General features: G+C 63.8%; 13 protein-coding genes, 1 tRNA gene and 2 pseudogenes. 7 read left to right on the top strand and 9 right to left on the bottom strand.

Going from position 1 to position 9,607, the window contains the following annotated elements; all coding sequences use genetic code 11:
* Together FV242_RS30535 and FV242_RS36420 are read left to right on the top strand one after the other, a co-directional pair.
* Nucleotides 1–685, top strand: a 685-nt coding sequence (locus FV242_RS30535; protein WP_147941536.1) for a ParA family protein, incomplete at its 5' end; no start/stop codon positions are given.
* The gene (locus FV242_RS36420) at nucleotides 685–1,026 is read left to right on the top strand and encodes a ribbon-helix-helix domain-containing protein (protein ID WP_368732205.1); all 342 of its coding nucleotides are present in this window, start codon (nucleotides 685–687) and stop codon (nucleotides 1,024–1,026) included. The genes FV242_RS30535 and FV242_RS36420, both read left to right, overlap by 1 nt.
* Nucleotides 1,027–1,030: 4 nt before the next feature.
* On the opposite strand, the gene FV242_RS30540 is transcribed toward FV242_RS36420, so the two are convergent.
* The 3 genes from FV242_RS30540 to FV242_RS30545 form a co-directional block, all read right to left on the bottom strand.
* On the bottom strand, nucleotides 1,031–1,501 hold the full coding sequence (locus FV242_RS30540; RefSeq protein ID WP_246692963.1) for a recombinase family protein: 471 nt from the start codon (nucleotides 1,499–1,501) through the stop codon (nucleotides 1,031–1,033).
* Nucleotides 1,502–1,688: 187 nt separating this feature from the next.
* Nucleotides 1,689–1,844 carry a hypothetical protein gene (locus FV242_RS34930; RefSeq protein WP_187278622.1) on the bottom strand — a complete coding sequence of 52 codons (156 nt, stop codon included), beginning with the start codon at nucleotides 1,842–1,844 and terminating at the stop codon, nucleotides 1,689–1,691.
* A gap of 337 nt (nucleotides 1,845–2,181) precedes the next feature.
* The gene (locus tag FV242_RS30545; protein WP_147941537.1) at nucleotides 2,182–2,433 is read right to left on the bottom strand and encodes a hypothetical protein; all 252 of its coding nucleotides are present in this window, start codon (nucleotides 2,431–2,433) and stop codon (nucleotides 2,182–2,184) included.
* Nucleotides 2,434–3,007: 574 nt separating this feature from the next.
* Here FV242_RS30545 and FV242_RS30555 point away from each other — a divergent pair.
* The 3 genes from FV242_RS30555 (at nucleotide 3,008) to FV242_RS30575 (ending at nucleotide 4,868) form a co-directional block, all read left to right on the top strand.
* Complete coding sequence (locus FV242_RS30555; RefSeq protein ID WP_147941539.1) at nucleotides 3,008–3,262, top strand: hypothetical protein; 255 nt, start codon at nucleotides 3,008–3,010, stop codon at nucleotides 3,260–3,262.
* A 687-nt stretch (nucleotides 3,263–3,949) separates the two neighbouring features.
* A complete protein-coding gene (locus tag FV242_RS30565; RefSeq protein ID WP_147941541.1) occupies nucleotides 3,950–4,132 on the top strand; it encodes a hypothetical protein in 183 nt (60 codons plus the stop codon).
* A 322-nt stretch (nucleotides 4,133–4,454) separates the two neighbouring features.
* Complete coding sequence (locus FV242_RS30575; protein WP_246692964.1) at nucleotides 4,455–4,868, top strand: hypothetical protein; 414 nt, start codon at nucleotides 4,455–4,457, stop codon at nucleotides 4,866–4,868.
* Between the two features lie 193 nt (nucleotides 4,869–5,061).
* Here the strand turns inward: FV242_RS30575 and FV242_RS30580 are convergent, their stop codons facing one another.
* The 5 genes from FV242_RS30580 to FV242_RS30595 all read right to left on the bottom strand — a co-directional run bounded on the left by FV242_RS30580 (nucleotide 5,062) and on the right by FV242_RS30595 (nucleotide 7,405).
* A complete protein-coding gene (locus tag FV242_RS30580) occupies nucleotides 5,062–5,265 on the bottom strand; it encodes a hypothetical protein (protein ID WP_147941542.1) in 204 nt (67 codons plus the stop codon).
* Between the two features lie 115 nt (nucleotides 5,266–5,380).
* A complete protein-coding gene (locus FV242_RS34935; RefSeq protein ID WP_187278623.1) occupies nucleotides 5,381–5,524 on the bottom strand; it encodes a hypothetical protein in 144 nt (47 codons plus the stop codon).
* A 672-nt stretch (nucleotides 5,525–6,196) separates the two neighbouring features.
* Nucleotides 6,197–6,640 carry a DMT family transporter gene (locus tag FV242_RS30585; protein ID WP_147941543.1) on the bottom strand — a complete coding sequence of 148 codons (444 nt, stop codon included), beginning with the start codon at nucleotides 6,638–6,640 and terminating at the stop codon, nucleotides 6,197–6,199.
* A 95-nt stretch (nucleotides 6,641–6,735) separates the two neighbouring features.
* The gene (locus FV242_RS30590) at nucleotides 6,736–6,918 is read right to left on the bottom strand and encodes a hypothetical protein (protein ID WP_147941544.1); all 183 of its coding nucleotides are present in this window, start codon (nucleotides 6,916–6,918) and stop codon (nucleotides 6,736–6,738) included.
* Nucleotides 6,919–7,174: 256 nt separating this feature from the next.
* Nucleotides 7,175–7,405, bottom strand: coding sequence for a hypothetical protein (locus FV242_RS30595; protein ID WP_147941545.1), 231 nt, complete (start codon nucleotides 7,403–7,405; stop codon nucleotides 7,175–7,177).
* Nucleotides 7,406–7,655: 250 nt separating this feature from the next.
* Here FV242_RS30595 and FV242_RS30600 point away from each other — a divergent pair.
* Nucleotides 7,656–7,731: transfer RNA gene (locus FV242_RS30600), tRNA-Cys, on the top strand.
* A 41-nt stretch (nucleotides 7,732–7,772) separates the two neighbouring features.
* Here the strand turns inward: FV242_RS30600 and FV242_RS30605 are convergent.
* Nucleotides 7,773–8,027 (bottom strand): annotated as a pseudogene (locus FV242_RS30605) (IS3 family transposase); the annotation flags it as partial.
* A gap of 308 nt (nucleotides 8,028–8,335) precedes the next feature.
* Between FV242_RS30605 and FV242_RS30610 the strand changes: the two are divergent.
* Nucleotides 8,336–9,314 (top strand): annotated as a pseudogene (locus tag FV242_RS30610) (IS30 family transposase); the annotation flags it as partial.
* Nucleotides 9,315–9,607: the final 293 nt, after the last annotated feature.

A 9,607-nucleotide genomic window follows, 5' to 3' on the forward strand; every position in this document is an offset into this window, starting at 1 on the left:
GGATCCGTCAGCCCGTCAGCAGGTCAACACAATGCGCACACTCGCCCTCGTTTCGCAAAAAGGCGGAGCCGGAAAAACGACGTTGGCTTTGCATCTTGCGGTGGCGGCTCATCGCGCAGGTCTCCAAGTCGCAATCGCAGACCTCGATCCCCAATCGTCCGCTTGGAAATGGTCCGAGCGTCGTAAGGATCACCCAGAGGCCGTTGTCACATCGGCAGAGCAGCTCGAACACGTAAAGGCCCAAGCTGCGGCCGGCGGCCTCGATCTCCTCATTATCGACAGTGCGCCGCATGCGGACCGGCCGGCTCTCGTGGCCTGCAAGGCGTCCGACCTCGTGCTGATCCCCTGCCGTGCTTCAATCCTTGATATCGATGCAATCGGGCAGACCCACGATCTCACGACCATCGCCCGCAAGCCATCTTGGGTCGTGTTCAACGCCTGCAACACCTCGACAGAGTTCGATCTGCAGGAGGCACGCGCCGGCCTGCACGAACGCGGCATTCCCGTCTACTCGGGCGCGGTCTATCAGCGTGTTAGCTATTCACGTGGCTTCATCCCGGGCCGAACCGCTCAGGAGATTGAACCTGCAGGTCGAGCGGCGACGGAAATCGAGGATCTGTTCCGGTGGGCGGCCGATCAGATCGGCCTCGCCCTCTCGCAGCCTGCCAACATTGAGGCCGCTTGATGAGCGCCGCACCTCGATTCAGCCTCCGGGCCGCCGTTACCGATAGCGTCTCGACTGGGCGCCGGGATGAGCCTCCCACGGTCGTAGAGCTCGAAGATGCTCCTGAGACTGCTCCGGTCCAGGTTTCGGCGCCCCCTCGGTCTACCAAAGATACTAAGACCAAACGCCCCGCTACACGGCAGGGCGCGCGCGGGATCACCGTGTGGGTCGAACCCGAGGTCTACCGGATGATCAAACTGGTGGGCCTCGACACCGATATGACCACACAGGACGTAATGATGGAGGCGATCAACGACCTTCTCGCTAAAAGAGGCAAAGGACGCCTCGCTAAGACACGCTGACCTGTCAACACGTCAGTGTGTTGACAGGCTGACACGCTGCCAGAACCTGCCGCACTAGCGCGACTGACCACGTCCCTCCGCGAGCTGCTGGAATCCCACGTACGTTCAGCGCTGCTGCGATCTGGCGCAGCGAAACTGCGCCCTCGGCGCGCATGGCGGAAATCACTGGGGCGAGGTCCTTGAACCGTTTCCCAGCTCGCCGGGCCTGCTGCATCCGCCCTCGCATCTGGCCGGCCTCCTGGTTCGACAGGTTCTCCGGCTTGCCCAGCCGCACCCCTCGAGCCTTCGCTGCCACCAATGCGGCCTTGGTCCGGGTCAAGATCATCTTGCGCTCGGCCTGGGCGACCACGGCCATGATCCCAACTACCAGCTCGTTGGCCTCTGGCCCGTCCGCCGCCACGAACCGGACGCCAGCCTTCTGCAGGTTCAGGAGGAAAGCTGCGTCACACGACAGCCGGTCGAGCTTGGCGATCACCAGCGTCCGCTCAACCAGATGAAACACCGCTCCACGAAAGCGCCGGAGACACACTACGGCTTTTCTACTGCCGTGCTTGCGCCTATCTCAGGATTATCCGCCGCGGCGCGGCCGGGATGTGCACAAGGCCAGGCGAGCCGTGATGATATGGCCGCCCGGCGGGTGTGTACGCCTCCGGAGCGGATCTTCAGTTCTTCGCAAACGGCGTGTTGGCCTTGTAGTTCTTGCCCCGCGGCGCGGCCTTGCGCGGCTCCGGCTTGTCCGCGAGCAGGCGCTTCACCCGCTCATTGAAGTCCTCGGGCGTGACGCTCTGCGCTTTGCCGGTCTTGAGTTCGAGCGCCATCTCGGTCTCCGTATCGCGGCCCAGAGCACAGGATTGCGCAGAGGGATGGGACCCTATGCGCCTTCTCGGGGCAGGGGGCTAATCTAGGCGATCCGTAGTGATTTGGCCGCCCGGCAGCCCTGCAATGGGCTTGAATGGAAGCGGGCTGCCCGCCCCGATCACTAGGCAGCCTGCCATCCGATGGCCGGACGAGGCCCACCGGTTCGACTCATGCTCGGGGGGTTAAAGAGCCTGAACCGGACCGATGGGTGTCCCTCGTCAGGACGACCCATCATGCGGCGCAAGGGTTAGCCAGTCAAAGCACATGGATACGGCCGCTTGGCTGGCGCAACACGGATTACGAAGCTGGAGGGGCGATCCTCCACTCGCCGACGAGCGTGAGCGTCGCAGTATAGATCTCCATGCCATTCTCGTCGCGGACGATCGCCCGGAACGTGCCTTGGTCACTGGCCGGGAGCCTGTCCCGAACCATGTCCGGCAGCGCGGACAGTGCCATGTGCCGGGCCGCCGAGTGGCATGTCAGGCCCTCGTTGTAGTCGCCCTCAACGTACCGGTCATCGTCGTCGGTATCGATCGTGTAGTGAGCCACACTGGTTTCCCTTCACAGGGTCGTGAAGATGCACAGTTCCAGTAGCAGCCTCACTAACATGCGTCAGGCCGCCGCACGCTAAAGTCCAAAACGGTATCTGCGATGTCAGCGGGCTATTGAGTTGGCTCTCCCTGCTGGACCGCGGTAGCTCGACGTCATGCCGTCCAATCCCGCATCAGCTCTGACGGAGCGACGTCTCGAAGCCTTGAGAGCCTGCGCCATCAATCCTCAGGGACTTCGACCGAGCGCATACCCGAACGTCATGCCCGTCTTGGAAGCTCTCGGGCTCGTCGCGCGACGTAAACAGGCGCTCGGTCGCCATGCCGTCTACTGGTTCCTAACGCAGGCTGGGCGCGAGCTGCTGACGGAGGTCGGGATAGACGGGCCGGGGGAGCCTTAGCTGCCACCTCTTAGGATCCTGAGGATCGTCGTAGGGCGATAGCAGTGTCCCGCGCGCGCAGCGCTTTCGCACTACGCTCACGATTTAACCCAGGTAATTTCAGCAGCACCGTTCATCCGCCAGATCGGGCACACCGAAACTGTTTCGGTAGGTCCCGTTGGCTGTGAGCGCGGAATGTTGGATGGGGCTGCGATTGGGCCCGAGTTCTGGGACACGCTCGCCGAACACGTCACCGCCAAGGTCGAGCCCGTCTTACGACAGCACGCCCACGTTCGTCGGCCAGTGATCGCCTACCTGCGCGACCTCGAAGCCCTCGCGCGCCAGCAATGCGACAGCCGAGAGGTGATCCAGATCATCGCATCAGGGCGCCGCATTCTCGGTGATCGGGAGCAGGTAGGACCTACGGACGGTCCGTTCTCACGTACCTAAGTTCGTAGTTCGCCAAGACATCTCAGGCGCAAGGCGGAGGCGGGGGGCCATCATGGCTCAGGAAATACCAGGCGATCCCCAGAGCGACCGTGAATATCAGAAGGGCTACAAACCAGCCGGTGTGCGGCGGTAGACCCCTTGCCATAGGCCAGACCGGCGGCGGCGGTGGCGTTCCTTGAGCTGCAGCATCGGATACGCCAGCGAGGATCGTCAGCGGGATCAGCTGCATCAGCTTCGACATGTCGTTGGTTCCGTTCCAACTCGTATGCCCCCTTTAGCGCCCAAGGACGCTCGATCCGGGAACCACCTTGGTCCGGGTTCGTGTTTCCTCGAAGGATCCTATGTCGCGGAGACGATCGACCATGGCGAACCCCGGCATCCCCGACCCTGGTGGCCCCGATCTGCCGACGCCCGGCGAGCCGCCACCGACTGAACCCACGCCAGGAGATCCGCCTGCGCCGCAACCGCCACCCGATCCAGTGCCTGGCGATCCAACGGGACCTGACATCGTGCCCGGTGATCCGGTTGGCCCCGGCACGATCATGTGAAGCATGCGGCGCTGCTGGAAATCGGCTCGAGCACCGGCAGAGCGGGTGAACCCGACAAGGCGACATGCTAACTGATTGAGGTAGCGCTGGAACGTCAGGGGTACCGCTACGCTTGACCGCTCAACAAGCGTGAGAGGGCGTGGCGATGAAGGTGTTCCAGATCCGTCAGGGCGCGACAGGCACGATCCTCTGGACCGGCTCGGCCGCCGATCCGAGCGCTGCCCTGGACGCAATGGCCCATGAGGCCGGGTACTACGATCACGCCGACATCCCCGATCACCTGCGAGCTGGTGGCCTGCACGCGGAAGAGATCCGGGTCTGACGTCTTCGAGCAGCAGTCCGGTGGCCGACCAGCAAACATGCGAGGTGAAGGTTGATGGCGTGTGGAGCGCCGTCAGCCTCGTGGAAGCCCGCGCCCTGTATGGGATGATGCCCAAGCGCTGCCCGGCGTGCCATGGTCAGGTAAACATTGCCGGAAACTACACCCCAACCGGGGGCTACAAGCTACAGCACCGGCGCAGCCATCCTGGCTGCCCGCTGACAGCTGCTGCGTTCTCCGGCACGCCATCGCGCCACCCGCAGGCGATGGGGTAACGCCGGCTCGGCTCCGGGATCCTGGCGTAGGGCGGAACAGATCGGCTACGTTGGGGCTTGCCGCCGGCGATCACCACGATGTGCTGGCGATCGCCGGAGAGACGGTCGTGCGCTGTCGAGCCCTCATAGCCCTGGCCCTTGCCGCCGGTGTGCACGCCGCGCCCGTCCACGCGCAAAGCCAGGACGAGCAAGCCTTAGCCCTACTCCGGGCTGCCAGCGCGCAGTCCGCGATCATCACGTTCTGCGGCAAGCACTATGCGATCGACGGTACGACCGCCCTGCGGATCTCTCAGACGGCGCGTGACGTGGCCACCAAGGTGCTCGGCCAGGCACCGGCAAATGCCGCCTTCAAGGACGAATTGGCCCGGCGCTACGCCGAGGTGAAGGAGGTCGGCGAGCAGCAGTGGTGCACTGAGCAGCGTGCAGCTTTCGCGGAAGACGAGCCCCGGATCTTCAAGAACTGAGGTGGCGAGCAGGTGCCGTCAGTCCACCAGAGTGGCGATGATCGAAAACGAGCTGGCGTGCATGAACGTACCGGCGACGAGCAACGCGGTCAGGAGCATAACGGAAGCCTCAGGTGCCGAACGGCGCAGCTTCCCCACCAACGTGCCGGACACCACTCGGTTGCTGGCGGCTGATTGCGAGGCACCAGCCAGATCAGTCGCCGCCGTCCTTGGCCAGAGCGTCGTCGTAGGCGTCAAACAGCCAGGCGAGGAGGTTAGTGCCTACATCGTCGCCGAGGTCGCCTATAGGCCCTCCCTGCGGCTTCTGGGGGTTCTGCGACCGCACCTCGGCCAGCAGCCTGCAAGCCAGCCGATCCAGCGCGTCGCTGGGCAGCACCTGGTCCCGATCGACAAGCATGGCTGTACCCGTTGATGGCGTACCAGCCGGCTCTGCCCCGCCGCCCGATCTGATCACGGGCTGGCGGGGGAGGTCGTCGATCTCACCGGCGTCCGTGTAGGGTGCCGGGATCTGGTTAGCGCACCGTGATCTGCGCTGGCTTGGCACTGTGTCGGAACAGGCCGCGCAGCGCACGGAACGGCAGCAGGAGCAGCTTGAGGACGGCGTGTGCAACCATGACGACGACGACGGCCAGAAGGGCTAGGAGGGTGTTGCGCAACGCAGGGCACTCCAAGACGGAGTGAACTCGGCGATCCGTCACCGCCATTGCCCTCAGGAGGCGCCCCGAAGACGGCGAGACTGTGAAGCTTCTTGGCTGCCTGCGTTCGCGAACTCAGCCTGAGATGACGTCGGGTACGCCCGATCGGGGTGCTGCGTAGGCAACACCCACCAAGTCCTCTCGTCGCCAGACTATGCGAACGGTTGAAGGCATCGGCTCCTGGCCGATCGCGAGTTCGAAGTAGCGCGGCACTGCGAGGCCGGGCGGAAAAGCGAGGCAAGCACCCACGGGTGAGTGGTTTGTCACGATACAGCGGACTCCTACATCGACCCCTGGGAAGGCAACATGGCCTTCGATGGTAGCTTCGACCCGAAGCTTCGTGCGACGATCCTGCATATCAGCACACGGCCTGGATGTATTACGATTAGGTGCGGGTTGCATCCATCAGCATACATCTAAGAACTAAGTCCAGCATAATAGCGATCCAAGCCGATAGGCGTTAAAGTACCATTCGGTGGCGTATGATTAGCGCAATCCTAATCAATCGTGCAATCAAGCATCGTGCAGGTCTATTTTAGTTGCATCTATGGATGCTGCATCGCCCTGCTGTCCGTTCCGGAGTCTCGGCAAAGGATACCGTGTGAAATCGCGGCGACTTCGAGGGCGGGGAGCTTAGAGAAACGCGACTAGGGCGACGCCGGCGACCATGAGGAAGCCTCCGAGGATCCGCCAGATGCTGGCAGGATGCCGCTCGAACCCGACCCAACCGTAGTTATCCAAGAGGATCGAGGTCACTACACCAGCCGTCACCAAGAGGCCGAGGAACGGAGCAGCTCCTATCTGACGTGCCACGAGGAATTGCGCGAGGATGATGCCGCCGCCCAGGATCCCGCCGAGCCACGCCCACCAAGGCATTGCCAACGCCTGGGCGGCAGTCGGCCACGCCAGCTTCCCCGAGAGCAGCCCGACCACGAGAATGCAGGAGGCGGTGCCGGCGACGACGACCAAGCCCGCGGTCAACGACTCGTCTAGGCCCTTGGATAGCGCTCCATTCTGCCCCGCTTGAACGGCGTTGGCGACGCCGGCCAACAGCACGAAGCCGTAAAGATACCACATGGCTGAGATCCGGTTCTGTAAGATCTCTACCTAGGGTTCTCGCGGCCAGCGCTTCTGACAATCGTCAGCGGCATCTCGTCCTTGCACGACTGAGATCAGGCTTGAGTCCGTCCGGTCTCTATCCCCTTCAGCGGCACGCCGGTCCTGAACAGACCGTACTTGCGGGCGAGCTGATCAAGGTAAATTCCGGCCGCTACAAGGGCAAAGCGGCGATCCTTCTCGGCCACGACACGCAGCAGCCGCTGGCGGAAGATTGCGTCGGGCTCGGGATCACTCATGCCCTATTCAATAGCGCAACAACGCCACTCGCAATAAGCCCGGCGCCCAAGACCTTTAGGGGAGCGTTGGTGACGCCTTCGTATGTGAGAACGTAGGTAACAGCTCCCGCAACGACCGCCACACATAGAACGGTGGCAAGCCGGCTCAGCCTCACTTCGGGTAGCCCTCCGCCTTCAGATGCTCAGCAAGGGGTATCCGCGCGACCACTCGGGATCCTCGCAGAGCCGCCCCTAGCACCTGGCTGGCGATCATGGATTAGATCGGTTGGCTTGCGGTGAGATAGAGGCCGTGGTCCCGCACGTCGCTTAGGATCTCCTCGGCATTGCCCATCGCAGTGATGCCGGAGTTACTCACCATTTCCTCGACATCGAGCTTGTCCAGGCGCCGCCACAGCTTGGGGCCACCAGGCAGGTTCGCTCCATCACGGTCTGCGGTAGCTGCCAGTCGCGAGCCGTCGACCTCAGCGAAGGTGTAGATGTGCTTCACGGTCTACATACTCCGCATATGGGTTGGCTATTTCAGATAGCCCTTCGCCTTCAGGTGCTCGGTGGTACGGCCTGCTCGCTCCAATGCCTACCCCTTCCGCTACCGGAACCGGCCCCACCGCCGTTCTCGGGGATGAGCTCCAGGCTGGGGGGCATGGTAGGTAGGAAACGGCTAAGGATCTTGGCGGCCATCTTAGGCTCCCTCATTGCTCGACCTTGAACCGGCACGAGCGGCATGTTGCAAAGGGGGCGGCCAGGTGGGTGAGTGTCCAGGCAGGAGCCCGCAAAGCTTCGTACGTCCGGTTCGACTCCGGACCCCGGCCTCCAACACGCTTCCTGATCCTCCCCCGACTTCACGGACAGGGGGTTTAGCTCGCGTTCCGTTCGGCTTGCTCGGGCGTGATGTAGCCGAGTGCCGAGTGGATGCGCTGCCGATTGTAGTAGCCTTCGATGTAAGCGAACAAGTCGCGTTGGGCCTCGTCCCGGGTCGCCCATCATCGCTGGTGGACAAGTTCGACCTTGAGGGTGTGGAAGAAGCTTTCCATCGGGGCGTTATCGTAGCAGCAGCCGGTCCGGCTCATGGAGGGTATCGCCTTCATGCCGACGAGCTGCTTTCGATAGGCCTCGGCGGCGTATTGGGTAGATTCAATCGATCGTCGCAACGGCTTGGCGGAGGGCGGTTGTGATGGCGGGTCGGCGACGTTCGGATCAGTCTCTTCGCGAGAAGCTTCGGTCACCGGGTCGTCCCGGGGTCGGTCTGCGCGAGACGCGGCGGGGGTTCTGGGCGTTCATCGCGCTGGGTCTCTCCAGCGAGGACGCAGCGATGAAGGTCGGGATCTCGCCACCGGTCGGCTCGCGGTGGTTCCGGATGGCAGGCGGGATGGCACCGCCCCACCTGTCACCATCATCCAAGTCGCCTTCGGCGCGCTACATGTCGTTCGCGGAGCGGGAGGAAATCGCGATACTCCAGGCGCAAGGTCACGGGGTCCGGGAAGTCGCTCGACGTCTGGGACGTGCGGCGTCGACCATCTCGCGAGAGTTGCGGCGCAATGCGGTGACCCGCAGTGGCGGCCTGGACTATCGCGCCACGACCGCGCAGTGGCACGCTGAACGCGCGGCACGCCGGCCCAAGCCAGCAAAGCTGGCGGGGAACGTGGTGCTGCGGACGTACGTGCAGGACCGGCTCGCCGGTGCTGTCGCAACACCGGGCGGGCGCGCCTTGCCTGGACCGAGCGTTGCCTGGAAGGGACGGCGACACGGGCGACGCCAGAGCCGGCGATGGGGTCGATCCTGGAGCCCGCAACAGATCGCCGAGCGCCTGAGGCTCGACTTTCCGGGCGACACGACGATGCGCATCAGTCACGAGGCGATCTATCAGGCTCTCTACGTCCAGGGCCGGGGCGCGCTGAAGCGTGCGTTGACCGCGTGTCTTCGCACAGGACGGGTGCCGCGGGCCCGCAGCCTGGGCCGAGGCAAGTCGTTCGTCACCCCCGACGTGCTCATCAGCGAGCGTCCGCCCGAGGTCGAGGACCGCGCGGTGCCGGGCCACTGGGAAGGAGATCTGATCCTGGGACTGAAGAGTTCGGCGATCGGGACCCTGGTCGAGCGCACGACACGCTTCACGATGCTGTTGCATCTTCCGCCGATGGACGGCCATGGGGTGACACCGCGTGCCAAGAACGGCCCGGCGCTGGCGGGGCACGGGGCCGAGGCGGTCCGCGAGGCGATCACCGGCACGATCGCGGGCTTGCCAGAGCAACTGCGGCGCTCGTTGACCTGGGACCAGGGAGCGGAGATGGCGGAGCATGTGCGCTTACGGATTGACGCGGGTCTGCAGGTCTACTTCTGCGATCCGCGCTCACCCTGGCAGCGGGGGGACGAACGAGAACACGAACGGATTACTGCGGCAGAGGCGCTCGACGCTGTGCTGGCCGCCGTGCAAGATGGTGTTGCGACGACCGCTTGAACCCAAGCTGGCTGCCGCGATCGGAATGACAGATGAGCCCAGCGGCCGGTCGCTGCCGTTGGGTGGCCATCATCAGGGCGGCCGACGTCAACTCGGTTCGCATGTGATCATGATCATTCCCCTCCGTTGACTTAACTGTGCCGCCCGGCCGACATGCCATGATGGGCCGATGGGACATGTAAGGCGAGAAGTCTGCTTTCAACGTCGAGCATAGGTGAGCCCGCTTACCTGCGCCTG

It is taken from the genome of Methylobacterium sp. WL64, from assembly GCF_008039945.1.
GTDB lineage: Bacteria > Pseudomonadota > Alphaproteobacteria > Rhizobiales > Beijerinckiaceae > Methylobacterium.